Raw genomic sequence first — 23318 nt, 5'->3', positions numbered from 1 at the left:
ATCGGCGCAGCAGATGTTCCGCAGGCTCGATATCAATGAATTTAAGCCGACTGGCAGCAAAGGCGCAGGATTGTAGCGCAGTGCGGCGAATGCGCCCAAACACACGGTGTGACAAAGGGCTGCAGCCCGTCGGTAATGGGTGTTTCAGGGCCTTCGATCGTCGCCCGGATTTTTTAACGAGTGCCCAGGCGCGGTGCAGCGCTCTATAATGCTCGGCAGTTTTCCGTCCCCAGTACAGGTATTCCCTATGAAACGTCCAAGTGGTCGCGCTGCCGATCAGCTCCGCTCGATCCGCATTACCCGCAACTACACCAAACACGCCGAGGGATCTGTACTGGTCGAATTCGGTGATACCAAAGTCATCTGCACCGTCAGCGTCGAAAACGGCGTGCCGCGCTTCCTCAAAGGTCAGGGCCAGGGTTGGTTGACTGCCGAGTACGGCATGCTGCCGCGCGCCACTGGCGAGCGTAACCAGCGTGAAGCGAGCCGTGGCAAGCAGGGCGGCCGCACTCTGGAAATCCAGCGTCTGATCGGTCGTTCCCTGCGCGCTGCGCTGGACATGTCCAAGCTGGGCGACGTGACCCTGTACGTCGACTGCGACGTGATCCAGGCTGACGGTGGCACGCGCACCGCTTCCATCACTGGCGCCATGGTTGCCCTGGTTGATGCGCTGAAAGTGATCAAGAAGCGCGGCGGCCTGAAGGGCGGCGATCCGCTCAAGCAAATGATCGGTGCGGTATCGGTCGGCATGTATCAGGGCGAGGCCGTGCTGGATCTGGACTATCTTGAAGATTCCGCCGCCGAGACTGACCTCAACGTGGTGATGACCAGCACCGGTGGTTTCATCGAAGTGCAGGGCACTGCCGAAGGCGCGCCGTTCCAGCCTGAAGATCTCAATGCCATGCTGGAACTGGCCAAGCAAGGCATGAACGAAATCTTCGAACTGCAAAAGGCTGCACTGGCCGACTGAGCAGATTGATAACTGCAAGGAGGACGCGATGAGTGACGAGCAAGAGCTGCTGCCCAAGCCGAGCCAGGAGGTTCGCCAGTGGGCGATGTTTTGTCACTTGTCCGCCTTGTTGGGGATCTGGATACCGTTCGGCAATTTGATCGGGCCGTTGATCCTGTGGCAAATGAAGCGCGAGACAGACCCGTTCATTGATGCTCAAGGCAAGGAGGCGCTGAATTTTCAGATCACCGTCGCCATTGCTTCATTGATCTGCTTCTTGCTGATGGTGCTGATCATCGGGTTCTTCCTGTTGGGGATACTGGCGATTGGCGCACTGGTTTTGACGATCATCGCCGGTGTGAAAGCCAATGAAGGTTTTCCTTACCGATATCCGTTTACCTGGCGGCTGATCAAATAAGAAGCTCGCAAAGTTCTAATACCAATGCCCTGACCCGTCAGGGCATTTTTATTTATGCAGCATAATTAATCGCTATTGTATGTAGGAATAATCTGGTTGCGATGACGGGTCCTATTGTTTGCGCATATACACTTTTAGTCACAACTGCATCGGCTTAGTTAGGATTCATGTCCTTGGAATCAAGTCCGACGATTGTTAAAGTTGCTCGGCTAATATTTCTTCTGAAATATTAAGATATGTTCAAGCCAACGAAGGCTCTTGAATTTCCGAGTAATCAGTGTTGAGACAATCAGCCTGTTCAGGGGCGGACGAAGGTAAAAAATTCGCCTCTGAATAAATAGCCAAGAATAATCCCAATGATTCAGCTCGATTTTTACGGAACGCTTGTGGCCGCTTCCTTAGTACTTCTACTGGGCCGCGGGCTCGTTATGCGTGTTGGCTTCATGCGCAGTTACAATATTCCTGAACCTGTCGCAGGTGGCTTGGTAGTTGCCTTGGTTTTGTTATTGCTGCGAACGTTCGATATTGAAATTCGTTTTGATACTTCCCTGCAAACACCTTTAATGCTGGCCTTTTTTGCCACTATCGGTCTGAGCGCCGATTTCGCCAGCCTGAAGAAGGGCGGGCGCATCGTGGGGATCTTCCTGCTGGCCGTTACCGGGTTGTTGGTGGTGCAGAACGCGATGGGAATCGGGCTGGCAAAAATGCTCGGGCTCGACCCATTGATGGGGTTGCTGACCGGCTCGATCACCCTGGCGGGCGGTCACGGTACCGGTGCTGCGTGGGGCACGGTATTCAGTGAGAAGTATGGTCTGGCCTCTGCCTCCGAACTGGCGATGGCCTCTGCGACGTTTGGTCTGGTACTGGGTGGTTTGATTGGTGGACCGGTCGCGCGTTTGCTCATCAAGCGTGTGGAAGTGCCCGGTTGCAATCAACAGGAAGCACCACGATTGCCAAAGGGTTTTGAGCAGCCGAACAAAGAGCGCTCGATCACGCCATTTTCGTTTGTCGAAACCCTGGCTCTGATTGCCGTGAGCTTGCTGGCGGGCAATCTGTTGAATGGCCTGTTGCACGGGACTGCGTTCGAGTTACCGACGTTTGTTTGTGTGTTGTTTGTCGGCGTGGTGCTGCGCAACGGTCTTTCAGCACTGGGCTTGTATCAGGTGTTTGAGCGTGAAGTCTCGGTACTGGGCAATGTCAGCCTGTCGTTGTTTCTGGCGATCGCCCTGATGTCGCTCAAGTTGTGGGATCTGGCCGCGCTTGCGCTGCCGATCTTCATCATTCTGGCGATGCAGGCCATGGTCATGGCGCTGTTCGCGATTTTCGTGACATTCCGGGTGATGGGTCGCAACTATGATGCTGCCGTGCTGGCGGCGGGGCATTGCGGTTTTGGCCTGGGCGCCACGCCGACTGCCATTGCCAACATGCAGGCCGTAACGCAGCGCTACGGCCCCTCACAGATCGCGTTTCTGGTGGTGCCGATGGTCGGAGCGTTCTTCATCGACATTATCAATGTCATCGTGATCAAGCTGTATTTGGCCTTACCGTTCTTCGCGGCAGTCTGAATTCGATCCTGTCTGGAAGTGACGCATAAAAAATGCCCGTATCTTGCGATATGGGCATTTTTTGTACTGCGAAACGACGCTTAGATGGTCAGCGTCCAGTCGTAGTCGACGATCAGCGGCGCATGCTGCGAGAACCGCGGTTGACGTGGCAGGCGTGCGCTGCGTACGAAGCGTCGCAGGCCTGGAGTCAGGATCTGGTAATCGAAGCGCCAGCCCAGATTGAGCATCTCGGCCTGTTCGTTGTCCGGCCACCAGCTGTACTGGTCGCCTTCACGGCTGACTTCGCGCAGGGCATCGACATAGCCCATGTTGCCGACAATCTCGTCCATCCAGGCGCGTTCTGGCGCCAGGAAGCCCGGGGATTGCTGGCTGTCGCGCCAGTTCTTGATGTCGAGCTTCTGCTGCGCCACGTACAGCGAGCCACAATAAATGTACTCGCGACGTTTGCGTCGCTGTTTGTCCAGGTACTTGCCGAAGTCGTCCATGAGCTTGAACTTCTGGTTCAAGTCCTCATCGCCGTTCATCCCCGAAGGGAGCAGCAAGGTGGCAATACTGACTTTGTCGAAATCTGCTTGCAGGTAGCGCCCGTAGCGGTCGGCCGTCTCGAAACCGAGACCGCTGATGACAGCCTTCGGTTGCAACCGCGAGTACAAAGCCACGCCACCTTGGGCAGGGACTTCAGCATCGCAGGCATAAAGGAAGTAGCCATCCAGTTGGAAGGCTGGGTCATCCAGTTCAAAGGCGGAGGCACGGGTGTCCTGCAGGCAGATGACGTCGGCATTCTGTGCTTGCAGCCAACTGAGCAAACCACGCTCGACTGCAGCCTGAATACCATTGACGTTCACACTGATGATCCGCATAAATGGCCCCAAAAATCGCGTGCGTGTATGATACACGGCGTCAAGCTAATTAGCTAAATCCGTGGTATTTGGGGTTTTTTTCATGCAAGCGTATCAGCGCGATTTCATTCGTTTTGCCATCGATCGCGGCGTTTTGCGCTTCGGTGAGTTCACCCTGAAGTCCGGGCGCACCAGTCCTTACTTCTTCAACGCCGGCCTGTTCAACTCGGGTTCGGCCCTGGCCCAGCTGGGGCGTTTCTACGCTGCAGCCATTGCCGAAAGCGGCATTCCTTTCGACGTCCTGTTCGGCCCGGCCTACAAAGGCATCCCGTTGGCGGCGACCACTGCCGTCGCGCTGGCCGAGCATCACGACCGTGACCTGCCATGGTGCTTCAACCGCAAGGAAGCCAAGGCTCACGGCGAAGGCGGCAGTCTGGTCGGCGCGCCGTTGACCGGTGACGTGCTGATCATCGATGACGTGATTACCGCCGGTACGGCAATCCGCGAAGTGATGCAGATCATCGCTTCCCAGGAGGGTGCCAAGGCCGCTGGCGTGCTGATCGCCTTGAACCGTCAGGAGCGTGGCAACGGTGAGTTGTCGGCGATTCAGGAAGTCGAGCGCGACTTCGGCATCCCGGTGATCAGCATTGTTTCGCTGAATCAGGTGCTGGAATTCCTCGCTGACGATCCGCAACTCAAACAGCACCTGCCAGCCGTAGAAGCCTACCGCGCCCAATTCGGTGTCTGACGACGAGAAGCCCTGTGAAGACAGGGCTTTTTTGTCACTGTCAAAAGCATTAATCACGCAGGCGCAGTGCGCGCAGTAACGCATCAACCTGGCCAAAAGCATCTTGCTGCCACTGTTCCGGTGTTCGGTCTTCCAGGATCTGGCTATCTTCTACGAATCGTCTTACTGACACGGGTCCGTAACCACCAACGACATCAAATTTGTCGATATTTCACTAAAATATAGTATTTCAGCGTTTGTTGAAAAAGCCTGAAACAGTGAAGCCGCCGCTGTTTCAGCGGAGGCTGCTCCATTTAAGAGCGATTTTTGCCGCAATCAGCCCGTTGAACAGTGCCAAAACCAGGAGCGCCCACACGACCATCACGTAAAGGGCACTGCTCACGTCGAAGTTCCAAAGATCCAGTGTGCTAGTACTCAAGATGCGAATGGCCGAGGGTAGGTGGACGTAAAACAGCCCAACAAACGCGCACGTCAACGGCAGCGCCCGCGAATAAAACGCCTTCCCTACTTTCTCTCGACTTCGCCTTCGGCTCTGTGGGCCAGACTGGTATTCATCCAGCGCCAACGCTTCACTGAGCGCCGGCCACGCCAGATTGAACATGAACGTGGTCAGGGTCAGCAGCAAGCCACTGACCGCGACGATGTCACTGAACGGCATTGAGCCCCAACGTCGCGCAGAGCAAGGCGTGAGAATCCTCGCTGATCTCGAACTGCCCGGCGCTGCCCTTGCGCTTGGTAATGGGTTTGAAGGTCGGCTCGTTCTGGGTGATCAGCATGTTCAGCTCATCGCGTATCACGTCCGAACTGATCACCACCAGAAACACGGTTTGCGCGTGCTCTGCGGTCTCGATCACGGCACGCATGCTGTGCTGGAGGATGTCATCGAGCTGATTGCGAAAGCGCGATACCGTGTTCTTCAGCAAGGTTTTGCTTTGGCTTTGGGTCAGCTGAAAGATCGTCGAGATCTGCGATTCCGTCGGCAGCGTTTGTCCGAAGTAGCTTTGAATCAGGTAGAGCAGGCGATCCTGTTTGGCCTCGTCGGCCCGGCTGGGCATGCCGCCCTCGACCAGCATTTTCAGGTATTCGGTCAGGCTGGCCTTGGCGATACGCTGCAGGGCGTGGGCGATTTCCGCGTCGCCAATGCGCAAGGTCTTTTTGACCGGTTCCTTTTGTTCCAGCTCGAAAGCGTCGGCGTCGATCGTGAACGAGATCTGCATGGCTCAGGCGCTCCGGAGTTATTTTTTGTCCGAGGGCGTGATGACCTCGGCGCTTTTGATGTTGGCAGGCTGTTCTGGATAAGGGTCTTTGATCGCATCACCTTGCCCGGTGAGGATTTTCCAGCCATTCAACGCGTGCGCCGTTTTGCGAAACTGTGGGCACGGTGGCATCGAGGTTTTGGCTTGATTGGAATACTGATGGCCGCAATCAACGCACTCGTAAGTGCCTGGGGAAACATCGCTGCCGTAAGGGACGTAGTCTTTTTGCATGAGTCAATCTCCGGTGGGTGAAGGGAAGATCCTAGGGAGATTTGTTCGGAGGGAGTGTCGGACGTTTCGCTGAGTTGTATCGGATGTTTCTTGCGCGCATAAAAAAGATCGCAGACTTCGTCAGCTCCTACAGAGACTTCGTACAAAACGACGTTTCTGTAGGAGCTGACGAATGCTGCGATCTTTTGCTGTTCAGCGATTACCGATCAAGGACGCTTGCGATTGCTGATCAGCGTACCCACACCGGTGTCGGTGAAGATTTCCAGCAGGATCGCATTCGGTACCCGGCCGTCGATGATCAGCGAGCTGCCAACGCCGCCCTGAACCGCTTCCAGCGCGCAACGGATCTTCGGCAGCATGCCGCCGTAGATGGTGCCATCGGCAATCAGATCGTCGACCTGCTGAGTGCTCAGGCCGGTCAATACGGTGCCCGACTTGTCCATCAGGCCGGCGATGTTGGTGAGCAGCATCAGCTTCTCGGCTTTCAGGGCCTCGGCGACTTTACCGGCGACCAGGTCAGCGTTGATGTTGTACGACTCGCCATTCTCACCGACGCCGATCGGCGCAATCACCGGGATGAAGTTGCCTTTGACCAGCAGGTTCAGCAGTTCGGTGTTGATCCCGACCACTTCACCTACCTGACCGATGTCGATGATTTCCGGCTGGGTCATCTCCGGTGTCTGGCGGGTCACGGTGAGCTTCTTCGCGCGAATCAGCCCGGCGTCTTTACCGGTCAGGCCGATGGCGCTGCCGCCGTGACGGTTGATCAGGTTGACGATGCTTTTGTTGACCTGCCCGCCCAAGACCATTTCGACCACGTCCATGGTCGCGGCGTCGGTGACGCGCATGCCGTCGACGAAGTGGCTTTCGATCGACAGGCGCTTGAGCAGATCACCGATCTGCGGGCCGCCACCGTGCACGACCACCGGGTTGATGCCCACGGCTTTCATCAAGACGATGTCGCGGGCGAAGCCGGTTTTCAGCTCCTCGCTTTCCATCGCGTTGCCGCCGTATTTGATCACCAGAGTCTTGCCGACATAGCGTCGGATGTAAGGCAACGCTTCGGACAGGACCTGGGCGGTATGGGCGGCGGCTTCGCGTTCGAGGGTCATTCAGGGCTCCGGGTGGATCAGAACGGTAGTTGGAGATCAGGTGCAACGCGCTTCAATTGGGCGTGGAACACGTCCTTGATGCGCTGTAATTCAGCCTCGTCATCGGCCTCGAAGCGCAGCACCAGCACCGGTGTGGTGTTGGACGCGCGCACCAGGCCCCAGCCTTTGGCGTAGTCGACTCGCACGCCGTCAATGGTGGTCAGGTCAGCGCCTGGGCCCCACTGTGCGTCGTGCAGTGCATCAATGATGCTGAATTTGCTCTCTTCGGTCACATGGATATTGATTTCCGGCGTAGAAATATCGTTCGGGAAGGTCGCAAACAGCTCCTCCGCGGTGGATTTTTCCTTGCTGAGGATCTCCAGCAGCCGTGCGGCGCTGTAGATGCCGTCGTCGAAACCGAACCAGCGCTCCTTGAAGAAGATGTGCCCGCTCATTTCACCGGCCAATAGCGCACCGGACTGTTTCATTTTCTTTTTGATCAACGAATGACCAGTCTTCCACATTAGCGGACGACCACCGTACTCCTTGATCAGCGGCACCAGGCGACGGGTGCATTTGACGTCGAAAATGATCTCGGCGTCCGGGTTGCGTGCGACTACGTCGCGGGCGAACAGCATCAGCAGGCGATCCGGGTAGACGATGCTCCCGGTGTTGGTCACCACGCCGACACGGTCACCGTCGCCGTCGAAGGCCAGGCCGATGTCGGCGTTGCTTTCCTTGACCTTGGCGATCAGGTCGACGAGGTTTTCCGGCTTGCCCGGATCCGGGTGATGGTTCGGGAAGTTGCCGTCGACTTCGCAGAACAGCGGGATGACTTCGCAGTTCAGCGCCTCGATCAGTTGCGGGGCGATCACGCCTGCCGCGCCGTTGCCGCAGTCGACCACGACCTTCATGCGCCGCGCCAGTTTGATGTCCTGGACGATTTCGGTGTTGTAGCGATCGAGGATTTCGACCTGAGTAACGCTGCCGGTGCCGCTGCTCAGATTGTTGGTTTTGATGCGCTCATGCAGCACCTGAATCTGTTCGTTGGCGAGGGTGTCGCCGGCGATGACGATCTTGAAACCGTTGTAGTTCGACGGGTTGTGGCTGCCGGTGAGCATCACGCCCGACTTGCCGGCCAGCACATTGGCGGCGTAATACAGCGCCGGCGTCGGCACCAGGCCAACGTCGCTGACGTGGCAGCCGCTTTCGGCGATACCGCGGATCAGCTCGGCAACCAGTTCGGGGCCGGACAGGCGGCCATCGCGACCGACGGAAACGTTCGGCTCACCCTGGGCCAGGCTCTGCGAGCCGATGGCGCGACCGATCCAGTAAGCGGTTTCGGCATTGAGGAATTCCGGCACGGTGCCGCGAATGTCATAGGCGCGGAAAATGCTGTCGGGCAGCTTCGGGGCAATCTTGGCTGGGGTGCTCATCTACGGAAATGCTCCATCTCGAAAGTGGCGGGACAGACCGACGAATCGTTCGACGGCAGGCTCAAACTGAAGGGTATGACGGCGTTTTCCACAGAGAGTTCGTGGTATGAAAGGGCCATGACGCCTCGGCTAGCGTGGCTTTCGGCCGGCAAAACCTTGATTTTCGGTGTTAAACCTTTCAGTTGATCTGCCTGAAACTTCCCCCTGTAGGAGCTGCCGCAGGCTGCGATCTATTGATCTTGATCTTAAAAATCAAAAGATCGCAGCCTGCGGCAGCTCCTACAGAAGATGACTCCGGTTATTTAGTGCCGGTGTGGCCAAACCCGCCGGTGCCGCGTTCGGTTTCGACGAACTCTTCAACCATTTCAAAGTGCGCCTGTACCACCGGTACCAGCACCAATTGCGCCAGGCGTTCGCCGACGGTCATGGTGAAATCGGTCTGGCCACGGTTCCAGCACGACACCATCAACGGGCCCTGGTAATCGGAGTCGATCAGGCCGACGAGGTTGCCCAGCACAATGCCGTGCTTATGGCCCATGCCCGAGCGCGGCAGGATCAGCGCGGCGAGGTTCGGGTCGCCGATGTAAACCGACAGACCGGTGGGGATCAGCACGGTTTCACCCGGCTTGATCACGATGTCCTGATCCAGCATGGCGCGCAGGTCGAGGCCAGCGGAGCCTGGTGTGGCGTATTGCGGCAGCGGGAATTCGCTGCCGATGCGTGGGTCGAGGATCTTGGCTTGCAAAGCGTGCATGTAAATTAAACCTGGTTCAGACGTTCGGCGATAAAAGTGACCAGCTGGCGAGCGATCTTGCTTTTGCTGGTCTGGGAGAAAACCGTGGCGTGCAGCGCACGGTCAATCACGCTGCAGGCGTTTTCTTCACTGTTGAAACCGATGCTCGGGTTGGCAACGTCGTTGGCGACGATTAAATCGAGATTCTTGTCCTTCAGCTTGCGTGCAGCGTAGTCGAGCAGGTGTTCGGTCTCGGCGGCAAAGCCGACACTGAACGGACGGTCGGGACGGGTCGCAATGGTGGCCAGGATGTCCGGGTTACGCACCATTTGCAGGACGAAGCCGTCACCGCTCGTAGGATCTTTCTTGAGTTTTTGCGGGGCGACGACTTCCGGGCGGTAGTCCGCAACGGCTGCCGAGGCGATGAACACGTCGCACGGGATCGCCGATTCGCAGGCCGCGAGCATGTCGCGAGCGCTGACCACATCGATGCGCGTGACGCGATCCGGGGTCGGCAGGTGCACCGGGCCGCTGATCAAGGTGACGCGGGCGCCGGCTTCAACTGCTGCTTCGGCGAGGGCAAAGCCCATTTTGCCGGAGCTGTGGTTGGTGATGTAGCGCACCGGGTCGATGTTTTCCTGGGTCGGGCCGGCGGTAATCACCACGTGCTTGCCGGTCAGAGCCTGACGCTGGAAGCAGTCCGCCGCGCATTGCGCCAGATCGGTGGCTTCCATCATGCGGCCCATGCCGACATCGCCGCAGGCCTGACTGCCCGAGGCTGGGCCGAAGGTCTTCAGGCCACGGCTTTCCAGGAGTTGCAGGTTGGCCTGGGTCGCCGGGTCGCGCCACATCGCCTGATTCATGGCCGGAGCAACGGCGACGACGGCGTCGGTGGCCAGTACCAGAGTGGTCAGCAAATCATTGGCGATGCCTTGGGCAAGGCGGGCGATCAGGTCGGCGGTGGCCGGGGCGATCAGCACCAGATCGGCCCACTTGGCCAACTCGATGTGGCCCATCGCGGCTTCGGCAGCCGGGTCGAGCAAGTCGAGGTGCACCGGGTGGCCGGACAGCGCTTGCATGGTCAGCGGGGTGATGAACTCGGCGCCGCCATGGGTCATCACCACGCGCACTTCAGCGCCCTGATCGATCAGGCGACGAACCAGATCGGCGCTCTTGTAGGCCGCAATGCCGCCGCCGACGCCCAGAACGATGCGTTTCCGATACAGCCGCTGCATAGGTCTGCCTTTCATTTCGTGGGTGACATACGTGGCGAACCCCCCTCCCCAGGGTGAATTCGCCCGCAAAAAAGATGGGCTAAGATATCACAGCGACCGCTACGGAACAGCGGCGCCCACAGACAGGGAATGTGTATGAGTATTCGCGATTGGCCTGCGGCGGAACGGCCGCGGGAAAGGTTATTGGAGCACGGGGCAGCGAGCCTTTCGGACGCTGAGTTATTGGCGATTTTTCTGCGCACCGGATTGCCCGGAATAAGCGCTGTGGACCTGGCGCGCAATCTGTTGACTCAATTCGGCAGCCTGCGTTTGCTGCTTGAGGCCGACCAGCACGCCTTCAGCAAACAATTGGGACTCGGGCCGGCGAAGTTTGCGCAACTGCAAGCTGCTCAGGAAATGAACAGGCGGCATCTGGCTGAGAAATCACGGCAGAAACCAGCCCTGGAAAACCCTCAGGTCGTTCGCGATTATCTGAAATCGATGCTGCGTCACGAACCGCATGAGGTGTTTGGTTGCCTGTTTCTCGACTCCAAACATCAAGTACTGAATTTCGAGATCCTCTTTCGCGGCTCGATCGACAACACCAGCGTGCATCCACGCGAAGTTGTGAAGCGATGTTTGGCCAATAACGCGGCGGCGTTGATCCTGTGCCACAACCATCCATCGGGGAACACTGACCCCAGTCAGGCTGATCGATTGCTGACCAAGCGCCTGCAGAAGACGCTGGAGCTGATTGATGTGCGAGTGCTGGATCACTTCATCGTCGGCGATGGTGAGCCGCTGTCGATGGCGGAGTGTGGCTGGATGTAGTTCTAGGGACAAAACGCAAGTCCATGTAGGAGTGAGCCTGCTCGCGATGGCTTCATTTCAGTCAACATGTTTGGTGGCTGGAAGATTGCTATCGCGAGCAGGCTCACTCCTACAGGTTATGTGTAAGGCAGGTTATTTGAGGTTGACCTTGGAATAGTCCTGCCGGCCGAACGGGCTTACCGAGTAACCCTGCACGTCTTTACGCGTCAGTGCGTAGGCCGTCGGGTGCGCCAGCGGCAGCCACAACGCCTGCTGCTGAATCTGCGTCTGCGCCTGTTCGTACAGCTTGGTACGCACGCCTTGTTCGCTGGTGGTCTTGCCGGCGCTGATCAACCTGTCCAGATCGGCATTGCAGTACCGCGCGAAATTGGTGCCCGATTTGACCGCGGCGCAGGAAAACTGCGGCGTAAGGAAGTTGTCCGGGTCGCCATTGTCACCGGCCCAGCCCATGAACAGCAGGTCATGCTCGCCGGCCTTCGCGCGACGAATCAATTCGCCCCATTCGATCACGCGGATTTCTGCCTGAATGCCGATTTCCGCCAGATCCGATTGCAGCAATTGCGCACCGAGGCTTGGATTCGGGTTTAGCAGGCTGCCTGACGGGCGTGTCCAGATGGTGGTCTGAAACCCGTCCTTCAATCCTGCCTTGGCCATCAGTGCCTTGGCTTTGGCAACATCGTGCGGGTAACCCGGCAGACTCTTCGCGTAACTCCAGGTGTTCGGCGGATAAGGGCCATTGGCCGCTTCTGCGGTGTCTTCAAACACAGCCTTGATGTAGTTGGCCTTGTCGAAGGCAAGGTTGATTGCCTGACGCACCTCCGGCTTGTCCAGTGGCGGATGCTGACTGTTGATGCCGACGAATGCGGTCATGAACGCGTCAGTCTTTTCGACTTTCAGTGTCGGCTCTTTCAGCGCGGCCTGTACGTCCAACGGTTTTGGCGACAGGGCGATCTGGCATTCATTGCGCCGCAGTTTCTGCAGGCGCACGTTGGCGTCCGGGGTAATGGCGAAGATCAACGGATCCACCGCAGGCTTGCCGCCGAAGTAATCCGGGTTGGCCTTGTAGCGGATCGCCGCGTCTTTCTGGAAACGGTTGAAGACGAACGGGCCGGTGCCAATCGGCTGGCTGTTGAGCTTGTCGGTCGCGCCGGCCTTCATCAGCTTGTCGGCGTATTCGGCGGAGTAGATCGAAGCGAAGCCCATGCTCAGAGTCGCCAGGAGCGTCGAATCCGGGTGATCAAGGGTGAAGCGCACGGTGAGCGGGTCAAGTGCGTCGATTTTCTTGATCAGTGCCGGCAACTGCATCGACTGCGCATGCGGGAAGCCGCTCTGGGCGACCTTGTGCCACGGATTGGCCGGGTCGAGCATGCGGTCGAAGCTGAATTTGACGTCTTCGGCGGTCAGTTCACGGCTTGGCTTGAAGTAGTCAGTCGTATGAAACTTCACCTGCGGGTGCAGTTTGAACACGTAAGTCAGGCCATCGGTGCTGACTTCCCAGCTGTCGGCCAGGCTCGGCACGACTTTGCCGCTGGCGGTGTCGAAATCCACCAGACGGTTCATCAGCACGTCGGCCGAGGCGTTGGTGGTGGTCAGCGAGTTGTATTGCACCACATCGAACCCTTCAGGGCTGGCCTCGGTGCAGACGCTCAGCGCGGCGGCCTGGGCCAGGGGGCTCAGCAGGAGCGGGGCGAGCAACAGGGGTAGGGCAGCGAGGCGCATGGTCGGTTTCCTTTTACAGATCGAAGGCCCATCTGCAAGTGCAGTCTGGAAAAGGCCTACCCTAGAGGTCTGGATTACAAATGACTATCCCCTTTTTGCATTTTCGGGGCACAGTGATGGCGGTTTTTCAGACTGCGGCGCGCGGTAAAAAGTCTGGATCGGCCGTGAGGACGATTTTCTGCGACGAGTGGTAAAAATCGATGCCAGCCTTTATCCAAGGCGTTCGCAGGCTGAAAAAGCGTCTTTTTATGGATTGATTGCACACCGAATGTTGTTGCACCCGGGTCTTTCTGGTATAAAGCAGCGCTCTTTTCTAGGGGCCCGGTTCCTTCACTGTAGGTGTAGCCGGTAAGACCTCTAAAGAAACGCGGCGCCTGGCGCCAAATGACTGAGAGATTAAGCGGCCAACCCATGCCGGGTTGGGCATGTGGTTTTAGAGGGCTGAGGCATGTCGAGAGTATGTCAAGTTACCGGTAAGGGTCCGGTGACTGGGAATAACATTTCCCACGCAAACAACAAAACCCGTCGTCGTTTCCTGCCGAACCTGCAGCATCACCGCTTCTGGGTTGAAGAAGAGAAACGTTTTGTGCGTCTGCGCGTATCTGCCAAAGGCATGCGTATCATCGACAAGCGTGGCATCACTGTCGTGCTCGCCGAACTTCGCCGCGATGGCAAGATTTAAGGGAGCTAATCATGCGTGAATTGATTCGTTTGATCTCGAGCGCCGGTACTGGTCACTTCTACACTACCGACAAGAACAAGCGTACTACCCCGGACAAAATCGAGATCAAGAAATATGATCCGGTTGTTCGCAAGCACGTGATCTACAAGGAAGGCAAAATCAAGTAATTGATTTTTCCGGACTTACGAAAAAGGCCCGTATCTCACGATACGGGCCTTTTTTGTTGCCTTGAAGCCTGATCGATCAACCACAGATCAGTTCAATGATCTGGTTTTTCTCGTTGACCAGGACTCTGATGCGGTCCGCATCAGTGCGCAGGTTGTACATGCCATCCGGCACTTCGAGGCGATGCTTTGTTACTCCGGCTGCGTTGCGCACAGCGAGCAGGTTGTCAGTAGTAGCAACATCGCCGAGGAAAAATTGCGCGTTGTAGAGATTGCATTGGCTGGACATTGTGCCTCCTTGCTTTGGTTTGAGTTGAGGCCCCTATTCATCGAATCAGACTAACCTCTTGGTTTGACTGATCTTTTCTCGATTCCTAAGCGGCCAGCCGAAGTTTCACTCAAACCTGCTGGACATGCCTTACCCTGCTCGTCACCGTGTGTGTCGGATCAGCTTTTCTGTTCAAAGATCACATAGACCTTGCGGCAAGCCTCCAGCACTTCCCAAGTGCCACGAAACCCCGCTGGAATCACAAACCGGTCACCAACACGCAAGGTCTTGGCATTGCCATCGCCATCACGCAGCACCGAAACGCCCTGCAAGATCTCGCAGTATTCATGCTCGGTGTAGTTCACTGTCCACTGACCCACCGCGCCTTCCCACACACCAACGCCCATCTGCCCACAAGGGCTTTCGTATTGGTGGAACACCGCTTGCTCAGGATCACCCTTGAGCACTTTCGCCGGGTCCGGACGATAGCGTTCGGCTTCGCTGCTGGTCAGGCTGATGTCGACGACGTTCTGGATGTTCATTGTTGTTTTCTCCCGTAATGACGACGTGATGGTTGGAATGGGCGAAAGTCTATGTTTATTAAAATGAACACCGCAAGGCCGTATAGCCGGCTTATGTCAAATATATTGAAACAACCCCGGCCGCTGGTTTAGGGTGGCGGGTGCCTTGGGCCGAAATGCAGGCTGGCCGGGCAGAATTTTTGAGGACGCTGGCGACGATCGCGCGGCGCTCGTATTGAACAAGAGGAGGACACTTAAATGACCACCCTGACTCGTGCCGACTGGGAACAACGCGCCCACGACCTGAAGATTGAAGGCCGCGCCTACCTCAATGGCGAATACACCGACGCCGTCTCCGGCGAGACCTTCGAGTGCATCAGCCCGGTCGATGGCCGTCTGCTCGGCAAGATTGCCAGCTGTGACGCCGCCGACGCTCAGCGCGCCGTGGAAAACGCCCGCGCCACCTTCAATTCCGGCGTCTGGTCGCGCTTGGCGCCGACCAAACGCAAAGCCACCATGATCCGTTTTGCCGGCCTGCTCAAGCAGCATGCCGAGGAACTGGCCCTGCTCGAAACCCTCGACATGGGCAAGCCGATCAGTGATTCGCTGTACATCGACGTTCCGGGCGCGGCGCAAGCGCTGAGCTGGAGCGGTGAAGCGATCGACAAGATTTACGACGAAGTCGCCGCTACGCCGCACGATCAACTGGGTCTGGTGACTCGCGAGCCAGTGGGGGTGGTCGGCGCCATCGTACCGTGGAACTTCCCATTGATGATGGCCTGCTGGAAACTCGGCCCGGCATTGTCGACCGGTAACTCGGTGATCCTCAAGCCGTCGGAAAAATCCCCGCTGACCGCCATCCGCATCGCTGCGCTGGCTGTTGAAGCCGGTATTCCGAAAGGCGTGCTCAACGTGCTGCCGGGCTACGGCCACACCGTCGGCAAGGCGCTGGCCCTGCACAACGACGTCGATACGCTGGTATTTACCGGTTCGACCAAGATCGCCAAGCAATTGATGATCTACTCCGGCGAATCAAACATGAAACGCGTCTGGCTGGAAGCCGGCGGCAAGAGCCCGAACATCGTCTTTGCCGATGCGCCGGATCTGCAAGCCGCCGCTGAATCCGCCGCCAGCGCCATCGCCTTCAACCAGGGTGAAGTCTGCACCGCCGGTTCGCGTCTGCTGGTCGAGCGTTCGATCAAGGACACATTCCTGCCGATGGTGATTGAGGCGCTGAAGGCCTGGAAGCCGGGCAATCCGCTGGACCCGGCGACCAATGTCGGTGCACTGGTGGATACGCAGCAGATGAATACCGTGCTGTCGTACATCGAATCCGGCCACAGCGATGGCGCCAAACTGGTCGCTGGCGGCAAGCGCATCCTGCAGGAAACCGGTGGCACCTACGTCGAGCCAACGATTTTCGACGGCGTGAGCAACGCGATGAAAATCGCTCAGGAAGAGATTTTCGGGCCGGTACTGTCGGTTATCGCCTTCGATACTGCCGAGGAAGCTATCCAGATCGCCAACGACACGCCTTACGGCTTGGCCGCTGCGGTCTGGACCCAGGACATCTCCAAGGCACACCTGACCGCCAAGGCTCTGCGTGCCGGCAGTGTGTGGGTCAACCAGTACGACGGCGGCGACATGACCGCACCGTTTGGCGGCTTCAAGCAGTCGGGCAACGGCCGCGACAAGTCGCTGCACGCGTTCGACAAATACACTGAGCTGAAAGCGACGTGGATCAAGCTGTAAGCCGTTAGGAGGGGCTGTTCGCGAGAGCAGATCCTCCAGACGAGGCAGATCCCTGTGGGAGCGAGCCTGCTCGCGAAAGCGGTGTATCAGTCAGCCCTTGTGCTGAATGTGAAACCGCTTTCGCGAGCAGGCTCGCTCCCACATTTGCTTGATGTGGCCTCTAAAAATAATTATCCACAGGAGCGTGGAACATGCGGTGGGCGACGTATTTCGCCGTGTTGGCGTCTGTCTTGAGTGTCGGCCTGGCCCTGGGGGTCAGCATGCCGTTGGTGTCGTTGCGCCTGGAGGGTTGGGGTTACGGCTCTTTCGCCATCGGTGTGATGGCGGCGATGCCGGCGATTGGCGTGTTGTTGGGCGCGAAAATTTCCAGCCATCTGGCGGCACGCTTCGGTACGGCCAACCTGATGCGCCTGTGTCTGTGGGCTGGAGCGCTGTCCATCGGCCTGCTGGCGCTGTTGCCGAGCTACCCGATCTGGCTGGTATTGCGCCTGATGATCGGCGTGATCCTGACCATCGTGTTCATCCTCGGCGAGAGCTGGATCAATCAACTGGTGGTCGAGAACTGGCGCGGACGATTGGTGGCGCTGTATGGCAGCAGCTATGCGTTGAGCCAGCTCTCCGGCCCGTTACTGCTGGGCGCGCTGGGTACCGAGCATGATTACGGTTTCTGGGTCGGCGTCGGCCTGCTGCTGGTTTCGCCCTTGTTGCTGCTGGGCCGCAGCGGTGCACCCAGCAGCGAAGCGAGCAGCGTAACGTTCCGTGACCTGTGGGGATTCGCTCGTGAGCTGCCAGCGATTGCCTGGGCGGTTTCATTGTTCGCCGCGTTCGAGGCGATGATCTTGACGCTGCTGCCGGTGTATTGCCTGCAGCAGGGTTTTACCGCCGAGATTGCACTGGCGATGGTCAGCACGGTGGTGGTGGGCGATGCGCTGCTGCAATTGCCGATTGGCGCGTTGGCCGACTACCTGTCGCGGCGCACGTTGTTCGCCGGTTGTGCGCTGGTGTTGATGCTGTCGAGTCTGGCGATCCCGCTGTTGCTCGATACGCTGCTCATCTGGCCGCTGTGGGTATTGTTCGGGGCGAGTGCCGGCGGGTTGTTCACCCTGTCGTTGATTTTGATTGGCGAGCGTTATCGCGACGATGCACTGGTGCGGGCGAATGCGCATATTGCACAGCTGTGGGGCGTGGGATGTCTGGTCGGGCCGCTCGCGGCCGGGGCGGGCAGTCAGTGGATCAGTGGGCATGCGTTGCCGTTGTTGATGGCGATTGGGGCGTTTGGGTTGGTGATTCTGCTCTTGCGCCAAGGGGCATTCGGACCCATAACCGAGCCTGCCTAAGATCAAAAGATCGCAGCCTTCGGCAGCTCCTACAGTTGCAATGCATTCGTTCTGTAGGAGCTGCCGAAGGCTGCGATCTTTTGCTTTTTAAAGCATTCGCTCAAGGCCGACAGTGGTGCTGAACCACGCGTTGAATCGTCGCCACCAACTCCCCGGCTCTTTGCTCAGTGTATGCATTTGGCCGTTGTCCTCAGTCACCCAGACGATCTGCCCGTTCTCAAGCTTCGCCTCATAGCTCAACGCTGGCGCCATGCCTTGCAAGGCCAGTTCGCGAACATGTTCGGCCAGCTCGGGGCTGTCGACCAAGACCCCGACTTCGGTGTTCCACAGCACCGAGCGCGGGTCGAAGTTGAACGAGCCGATAAACGACTTTTGCCGATCAAAAATCATCGCTTTGCTGTGCAGGCTTGAATCCGAGCCACGAAACGACTTGCTGTAAAACACATGCGGACCGCTGCCGTAGTTATCCCCAGGCTGGCGCCGTAGTTCATACAACTTCACGCCATGCTCCAGCAGAGCTTTGCGATACGGCGCATACCCGCCGTGCACCGCCGGCACGTCGGTGGCCTCCAGCGAGTTGGTCAACAGGCTCACGGAAACCCCAGCGTCGGCGCGACCGGTCAGGTAAACCAGCCCCGGCTGTCCCGGCACAAAGTACGCCGAAATCATGATCAGCTCTTTGCTCACGCCTCTGAGCTCGGGTGCCAGTTGCGTGGTCAGCAGCAATTGCGGATCCGGCTCGCCCTTGGCCAAGACCTTGCTCGGCGCGTCCCACAGCGCCTGATTCCATGCCCAGATCAGCTCTTTGCGCCAGATGTCCATGCGCGGCTCAGTCTTGAAGGTCATCAATTGCTGATACAGCGCGTGATTCTGTTTGCGGGTTTCTTCCAGCGACTCTTCCAGGCGCGTGCGGGTGTTCTGCAGATCCTTGGCGGTTGGTTGGCTGGTGAGGAACTCGTCGATCGGTTTGCTCAGGGCGCTGTTCCAGTACTGGTCGAAACTGTGCCCGAGTTGCTCGGCGACCGGCCCGACACTGAGCATGTCGATGTCGGTGAAATTCAGGTTCGGCTCGGCGTCGAAGTACTCGTCGCCCAGATTGCGCCCGCCGACGATGGCCACGCTGTTGTCCGCCAGCCACAGCTTGTTGTGCATGCGCCGATGTTGCAGCGACAGATTGAACAAGCGCCCCGCCGCGCGGGTGACACCGGTGCTGCGGCCCAGATGCAGCGGGTTGAACAGGCGAATCTGAATCTGTGGATGCGCCGCCAGTGTCGCGATGATCTGGTCGAGGCCATCGCTGGTGGTGTCGTCGAGGAGAATGCGCACACGTACACCACGATCGGCAGCCTTGAGCAGTTCCTCCACCAGCATCCGCGTGCTGATGCCGTCGTGGACGATGTAGTACTGCAGATCCAGACTGCTCTGGGCGTTGCGGATCAGTTCGGCGCGCGCGGTGAACGCCTCGCTGCTGTTGGACAGCAGGCGAAAACCCGAGCGGCCTTGATAGGGCGCCGCTTGTGCCTGAATCGAACGACCGAAGCTGGAATCGGAAGCCGGCAACGCCTGACTGGATTCGCGCGGAACATCGAGACTGGCACAGCCGCTCAGGAACGAGGCGAGTAACAGCAAAGCGAGAAGGGGCTGTCTGAAGCTCACGTAGGGTCATTCCGGTTGGCGGCTAGGGTCGGCATATGGACGCGGTTCTCTGGAAAAAAGTCAGTCGGCTTCTGCCAGCAATCTGACAGCGGTCTCGCCGACCTTGCGCACCGCTTCTTCGATCTGCGCTGTCGGTTTGGCAGCGTAGTTCATCCGCAGGCAATTGCGGTATTTGCCCGAGGCGGAAAAGATGCTGCCGACGGCAATCTGTACGCCTTGGTCGTGCAACTCACGATTCAGTTTCAAGGTGTCGAAACCTTCCGGCAATTCGACCCACAACATGAAGCTGCCTTGCGGCCGACTGGCGCGGGTGCCTGCCGGGAAATAGCGGGTCACCCAGTCGATCATCAGGTCGCGGCTGCGCTGGTATTGCGTGCGCATCCGCCGCAAGTGCGGTTCGAAATGACCGGCCTTGAGGAATTCGGCGATGGCGATCTGCGGCTGCGGTGCGGTCGATCCGGTGCTGATGTATTTCATGTGCAGCACGCGTTCGAGGTATCGGCCCGGCGCGACCCAGCCAATACGCAGCCCTGGCGCCAGGGTCTTGGAAAACGAGCTGCACAGCAATACGCGGCCGTCTTCGTCGAAAGATTTGATCGTGCGTGGGCGCGGGTAGGTGTAGGCCAGTTCGCCATACACATCGTCTTCGATGATCGCCACGTCGAAGCGCTGCGCGAGGTTGAGCAGAGCGCGTTTGCGCGACTCCGGCATGATGTAGCCGAGCGGGTTGTTACAGTTCGGGGTGAGCTGGATGACCTTGATCGGCCATTGTTCCAGCGCCAGTTCCAGGGCTTCGAGGCTGATGCCGGTGAGGGGATCGGTGGGGATTTCCAAGGCTTTCATGCCCAGGCCCTTGAGGGTCTGCATAGCGCCGTGAAAGCTTGGCGAGTCCACCGCGACAATGTCGCCCGGCTCGCAGATCGCGTGGATGCTGGTGGACAGCGCTTCATGGCAACCGGTGGTGACGACCAGGTCGCTGGCGCTCAACTGGCAGCCGGAATCAAGCATCAGTCTGGCGATCTGCTCGCGCAATTCGAGGGTGCCGTGGATGTTGTCGTAATACAGACCGGGCATGTCCTGGCGGCGGCTGATCCGCGCCAGCCCGCGCAGCAGCGGTTTCATCGTTGGCGAGCTGATGTCGGGCATGCCGCGACCCAGTTGCACGACATCCTTGCGCGGCACTGCGCGAATCAACTCCAGCACCTGATCCCATTGCGAAATCTCCACTGGCCGTTGCGCCGGGCGGCCAACGGCGGGCAGCTCCGGCAGTTCGCGGCCAACCGGCACAAAGTAGCCGGACTTGGGCTTTGGCGTAGCCAGACCGCTGTCTTCCAGCATGCGATAAGCCTGTTGCACCGTGCTCAGGCTGACCCCGTGTTCGACGCTCAAGGCACGTACAGACGGCAACCGATCGCCGGGTCGATAGAAGCCGTTTTCGATGCGCGTGCCGAGCAATTCGGCAAGGTTTACATAAAGGGTCATGGCTCTGCCTCGGTGCGGTGATTCGATAAACCAGTACAGATGCGGCAGAAATCGACAATTCAGTCTTCAGGGCGGCAAATCTGTATGGAGTTAATACAGTTGCTTTGAATCTGTAACGGTTTTGCTCGCCCGCGCATCATGGAATCTCTGGCTACCCAAGTAAACAGGAGCAACGAAAATGAACGGCTTGAGCGATGTGCGGCTGACGTTACACAGTCAGGAACTGGCGGCAGGGCAGAAGGACAACGCGCGCAATCTCATGCGTAACGCGCCATCCGGCCTGAGTCGCTGGAATCTGTTCTGGCATCGTCTGCACACGCGAAAGGCGTTGCTGGCGCTGACGGCGGATCAGCTCAAGGACATCGGGCTGACGCGTGAACAGGCGCAGGAGGAGGGGTTGAAGCCGTTCTGGCGGATCTGATAACCACTGATCGTTCCCACGCTCTGCGTGGGAACGCCGCCCCGGACGCTCCGCGTCCGCTGTGACGCAGAGCGTCACTGGATGCATTCCCACGCAGAGCGTGGGAACGATCAATCAGACCAACTCTTTCATCCGATGCCACAACATCCCCAACGCCAACAGCGGCGAGCGCAAATGCTTGCCGCCCGGGAAAGTGATGTGCGGCACCTTGGCAAACAGATCAAAGCCACCGCTGTGCTGGCCGCTGATCGCCTCGGCGAGCAACTTGCCCGCCAGGTGCGTGGCATTCACCCCGTGCCCGGAGTACGCCTGGGCGTAATACACATTTGGCTGATCCGCGAGCCGGCCAATCTGCGGCAAACGGTTTGCGCCGATACCGATCATCCCGCCCCACTGATAATCGATCTTCACCCCGGCCAATTGCGGGAATACTTCGAGCATCTTCGGCTGCATGTAGGCGCCGATATCCTTCGGATCCCGCCCCGAATAATGACAGGCACCGCCGAACAGCAAACGATGATCGGCCGAGAGCCGGTAGTAATCCAGCGCGACACGTTGGTCGCAGACCGCCATGTTCTGCGGCAGCAGGCTGTGCGCCTGTTCTTCGCTCAACGGTTCGGTGGCGATGATGTAGCTGCCGGCGGGCAGGACTTTGCCGCTGAGTTGCGGGTTCAGATCATTGAGATAGGCATTGCAGCCGAGCACCAGCGTTTTCGCGCGTACCAAACCGTGGGCTGTATGGACTTTGACTTCGGGGCCGTAATCGATACGCGTCACTGCGGAGTGTTCAAACAGTTTGACGCCCAATTGCTGCGCCGCTGCCGCTTCACCCAGCGCCAGATTCAGCGGATGCAGATGTCCTGAACCCATGTCGATCAATCCGCCGACATAGCGCTTGGAGCCGACCACCGTGTGCATATCGTTGGCTTGCAGCAAGCGGGTTTCGTAGCGATAGCCAAGGCCACGCAATTCTTCGGCGTCTTCGGCAAAGCCTTCGAGGTCGGACGGTTTGTTGGCGAGGTCGCAGTAGCCCCAGGTCAGGTCACAGGCAATCTGAAAACGCTCGACGCGCTGACGAACGATTTCCACCGCTTCCAGGCCCATGAGTTTCATCTCGCGCACGCCGTCGGCGCCGATGACGTTGGTGAACTGATCGAGGCCGTGGCCGACGCCGCGAATCAACTGCCCGCCGTTGCGGCCACTGGCGCCCCAGCCGATCTTGTGTGCTTCCAGTAGCACCACGCTGAGGCCGCGTTCAGCCAGTTCCAGTGCCGTGTTCAACCCGGAAAAACCGCCACCAACCACGCAGACATCAGCCACCATTTCACCTTGCAGCGCAGGATGATCCGGCTGCGGCAAGCTGCTGGCGGCGTAATAAGAGGCAACGTGGGGTTGGCTCGCGGGGGATTGGGCGCGGGCAGTCATGGGCGTCATCCAACGGCTAAGGTGTCGAGAAAATTTGACGGAGCATAAGCCGCACGCCCGAACGTGGGCAACACTGGTCGGCCGGCGGTGTCTGGATCAGGGCTTTTGCGGCACAATTGGCGCCTATTCCACCTTGGTTACCGTTTCGATGAGCTGCAACAGCCAGACAGTCCGCACCTTGCGTCAGCAGATCCCCTCGTTCGAGTGCGTGCCCGGCTGCCACGACTGCTGCGGGCCAGTGACCACTTCGCCGGAAGAAATGTCCCGCCTGCCGCGCAAGACCCGCGCCGAGCAGGATGCGGCGATGGAGGAGTTGAACTGTGTGCATCTGGGGCCGAATGGCTGCACGGTGTATGAGGAGCGGCCGTTGATTTGCCGCTTGTTTGGCACGACCAAAACCTTGCCATGCCCGAATGAGCGGCGGCCGGTGGAGCTGATTCATCCGCGCGTGGAGAAGCAGATATTCGAGTACATGGCGGCGAATCGGCAGGTGCTGGTTTAACGCGTTCACTCGGGACCGAGTCGACGCTTTCGCGAGCAGGCTCGCTCCCACATTTGGAATGCATTTCCCTGTGGGAGC

Annotated in this window: 24 protein-coding genes and 1 pseudogene; 11 read left to right on the top strand and 14 right to left on the bottom strand. The window is 58.5% G+C overall.

The window, feature by feature from the left end; all coding sequences use genetic code 11:
- The first annotated feature begins 247 nt into the window (after positions 1 to 247).
- The 3 genes from rph (at position 248) to gltS (ending at position 2932) form a co-directional block, all read left to right on the top strand.
- Entirely contained in the window at positions 248 to 970 is a 723-nt protein-coding gene (gene rph / locus AC3IUF_RS29115) for a ribonuclease PH (RefSeq protein ID WP_016985814.1), read from the top strand.
- Between the two features lie 28 nt (positions 971 to 998).
- Positions 999 to 1367, top strand: a complete 369-nt coding sequence (locus AC3IUF_RS29110; protein ID WP_007920344.1) for a DUF4870 domain-containing protein — start codon at positions 999 to 1001, stop codon at positions 1365 to 1367.
- 356 nt (positions 1368 to 1723) lie between these two features.
- A complete protein-coding gene (gltS, locus tag AC3IUF_RS29105) occupies positions 1724 to 2932 on the top strand; it encodes a sodium/glutamate symporter (protein ID WP_007920346.1) in 1209 nt (402 codons plus the stop codon).
- Positions 2933 to 3012: 80 nt separating this feature from the next.
- Here the strand turns inward: gltS and crc are convergent, their stop codons facing one another.
- Positions 3013 to 3792 carry a catabolite repression control protein Crc gene (gene crc / locus AC3IUF_RS29100; RefSeq protein ID WP_007920349.1) on the bottom strand — a complete coding sequence of 260 codons (780 nt, stop codon included), beginning with the start codon at positions 3790 to 3792 and terminating at the stop codon, positions 3013 to 3015.
- A gap of 82 nt (positions 3793 to 3874) precedes the next feature.
- Between crc and pyrE the strand changes: the two genes are divergently transcribed.
- Complete coding sequence (gene pyrE, locus AC3IUF_RS29095; protein ID WP_090287521.1) at positions 3875 to 4519, top strand: orotate phosphoribosyltransferase; 645 nt, start codon at positions 3875 to 3877, stop codon at positions 4517 to 4519.
- A gap of 274 nt (positions 4520 to 4793) precedes the next feature.
- On the opposite strand, the gene AC3IUF_RS29090 is transcribed toward pyrE, so the two are convergent.
- The 7 genes and pseudogenes from AC3IUF_RS29090 to coaBC form a co-directional block, all read right to left on the bottom strand.
- Positions 4794 to 5177 carry a hypothetical protein gene (locus tag AC3IUF_RS29090; RefSeq protein ID WP_414894562.1) on the bottom strand — a complete coding sequence of 128 codons (384 nt, stop codon included), beginning with the start codon at positions 5175 to 5177 and terminating at the stop codon, positions 4794 to 4796.
- Positions 5164 to 5736, bottom strand: a complete 573-nt coding sequence (locus AC3IUF_RS29085; protein WP_007920355.1) for a hypothetical protein — start codon at positions 5734 to 5736, stop codon at positions 5164 to 5166. The genes AC3IUF_RS29090 and AC3IUF_RS29085 overlap by 14 nt, the downstream gene beginning before the upstream one ends.
- A gap of 18 nt (positions 5737 to 5754) precedes the next feature.
- Positions 5755 to 6006 carry a hypothetical protein gene (locus AC3IUF_RS29080; protein ID WP_007920357.1) on the bottom strand — a complete coding sequence of 84 codons (252 nt, stop codon included), beginning with the start codon at positions 6004 to 6006 and terminating at the stop codon, positions 5755 to 5757.
- A 206-nt stretch (positions 6007 to 6212) separates the two neighbouring features.
- Positions 6213 to 7118: an acetylglutamate kinase gene (gene argB / locus AC3IUF_RS29075; RefSeq protein ID WP_003229488.1), complete on the bottom strand. Its 906-nt coding sequence runs from the start codon at positions 7116 to 7118 to the stop codon at positions 6213 to 6215.
- Between the two features lie 17 nt (positions 7119 to 7135).
- Positions 7136 to 8512, bottom strand: a pseudogene (locus tag AC3IUF_RS29070) (phosphomannomutase/phosphoglucomutase); the annotation flags it as partial.
- A gap of 319 nt (positions 8513 to 8831) precedes the next feature.
- On the bottom strand, positions 8832 to 9287 hold the full coding sequence (gene dut / locus AC3IUF_RS29065) for a dUTP diphosphatase (protein WP_007920363.1): 456 nt from the start codon (positions 9285 to 9287) through the stop codon (positions 8832 to 8834).
- Between the two features lie 5 nt (positions 9288 to 9292).
- Entirely contained in the window at positions 9293 to 10501 is a 1209-nt protein-coding gene (coaBC, locus tag AC3IUF_RS29060) for a bifunctional phosphopantothenoylcysteine decarboxylase/phosphopantothenate--cysteine ligase CoaBC (RefSeq protein WP_489281715.1), read from the bottom strand.
- Positions 10502 to 10636: 135 nt separating this feature from the next.
- On the opposite strand from coaBC, the gene radC reads away from it, so the two are divergent.
- Positions 10637 to 11311: a RadC family protein gene (gene radC / locus AC3IUF_RS29055; RefSeq protein WP_007920367.1), complete on the top strand. Its 675-nt coding sequence runs from the start codon at positions 10637 to 10639 to the stop codon at positions 11309 to 11311.
- 132 nt (positions 11312 to 11443) lie between these two features.
- Here the strand turns inward: radC and AC3IUF_RS29050 are convergent, their stop codons facing one another.
- Positions 11444 to 13030 (bottom strand): ABC transporter substrate-binding protein, encoded by a 1587-nt coding sequence (locus AC3IUF_RS29050; protein ID WP_489279934.1) that lies wholly within the window; start codon positions 13028 to 13030, stop codon positions 11444 to 11446.
- A gap of 448 nt (positions 13031 to 13478) precedes the next feature.
- On the opposite strand from AC3IUF_RS29050, the gene rpmB reads away from it, so the two are divergent.
- Entirely contained in the window at positions 13479 to 13712 is a 234-nt protein-coding gene (gene rpmB, locus AC3IUF_RS29045; RefSeq protein ID WP_007920377.1) for a 50S ribosomal protein L28, read from the top strand.
- An 11-nt stretch (positions 13713 to 13723) separates the two neighbouring features.
- Positions 13724 to 13879: a 50S ribosomal protein L33 gene (gene rpmG / locus AC3IUF_RS29040; RefSeq protein WP_003177274.1), complete on the top strand. Its 156-nt coding sequence runs from the start codon at positions 13724 to 13726 to the stop codon at positions 13877 to 13879.
- A gap of 76 nt (positions 13880 to 13955) precedes the next feature.
- Here the strand turns inward: rpmG and AC3IUF_RS29035 are convergent, their stop codons facing one another.
- Both AC3IUF_RS29035 and AC3IUF_RS29030 read right to left on the bottom strand, forming a co-directional pair.
- On the bottom strand, positions 13956 to 14165 hold the full coding sequence (locus AC3IUF_RS29035) for a peptidase inhibitor (protein ID WP_123376109.1): 210 nt from the start codon (positions 14163 to 14165) through the stop codon (positions 13956 to 13958).
- 158 nt (positions 14166 to 14323) lie between these two features.
- Positions 14324 to 14686 carry a cupin domain-containing protein gene (locus AC3IUF_RS29030; protein ID WP_007920379.1) on the bottom strand — a complete coding sequence of 121 codons (363 nt, stop codon included), beginning with the start codon at positions 14684 to 14686 and terminating at the stop codon, positions 14324 to 14326.
- A gap of 237 nt (positions 14687 to 14923) precedes the next feature.
- On the opposite strand from AC3IUF_RS29030, the gene AC3IUF_RS29025 reads away from it, so the two are divergent.
- Together AC3IUF_RS29025 and AC3IUF_RS29020 are read left to right on the top strand one after the other, a co-directional pair.
- Positions 14924 to 16417 carry an aldehyde dehydrogenase gene (locus tag AC3IUF_RS29025; RefSeq protein ID WP_463543843.1) on the top strand — a complete coding sequence of 498 codons (1494 nt, stop codon included), beginning with the start codon at positions 14924 to 14926 and terminating at the stop codon, positions 16415 to 16417.
- Between the two features lie 191 nt (positions 16418 to 16608).
- The gene (locus AC3IUF_RS29020; protein WP_489279932.1) at positions 16609 to 17754 is read left to right on the top strand and encodes an MFS transporter; all 1146 of its coding nucleotides are present in this window, start codon (positions 16609 to 16611) and stop codon (positions 17752 to 17754) included.
- Between the two features lie 87 nt (positions 17755 to 17841).
- On the opposite strand, the gene AC3IUF_RS29015 is transcribed toward AC3IUF_RS29020, so the two are convergent.
- Together AC3IUF_RS29015 and AC3IUF_RS29010 are read right to left on the bottom strand one after the other, a co-directional pair.
- Complete coding sequence (locus AC3IUF_RS29015) at positions 17842 to 19410, bottom strand: phospholipase D family protein (protein WP_463543842.1); 1569 nt, start codon at positions 19408 to 19410, stop codon at positions 17842 to 17844.
- 60 nt (positions 19411 to 19470) lie between these two features.
- Positions 19471 to 20892: an aminotransferase-like domain-containing protein gene (locus tag AC3IUF_RS29010; protein WP_007920385.1), complete on the bottom strand. Its 1422-nt coding sequence runs from the start codon at positions 20890 to 20892 to the stop codon at positions 19471 to 19473.
- A 178-nt stretch (positions 20893 to 21070) separates the two neighbouring features.
- Between AC3IUF_RS29010 and AC3IUF_RS29005 the strand changes: the two genes are divergently transcribed.
- Positions 21071 to 21313, top strand: coding sequence for a DUF1127 domain-containing protein (locus AC3IUF_RS29005; RefSeq protein WP_007920387.1), 243 nt, complete (start codon positions 21071 to 21073; stop codon positions 21311 to 21313).
- A gap of 114 nt (positions 21314 to 21427) precedes the next feature.
- Here the strand turns inward: AC3IUF_RS29005 and AC3IUF_RS29000 are convergent, their stop codons facing one another.
- Positions 21428 to 22738, bottom strand: a complete 1311-nt coding sequence (locus AC3IUF_RS29000; protein WP_463543841.1) for an NAD(P)/FAD-dependent oxidoreductase — start codon at positions 22736 to 22738, stop codon at positions 21428 to 21430.
- Between the two features lie 148 nt (positions 22739 to 22886).
- Between AC3IUF_RS29000 and AC3IUF_RS28995 the strand changes: the two genes are divergently transcribed.
- Positions 22887 to 23240, top strand: coding sequence for a YkgJ family cysteine cluster protein (locus tag AC3IUF_RS28995; protein WP_016985827.1), 354 nt, complete (start codon positions 22887 to 22889; stop codon positions 23238 to 23240).
- Positions 23241 to 23318 lie beyond the last annotated feature (78 nt).

The organism is Pseudomonas sp. KH_040 (assembly GCF_057839305.1).
The sequence above is the reverse complement of the archived record's forward strand: the minus strand, read 5'-3'. Positions and strand labels throughout refer to the sequence as shown.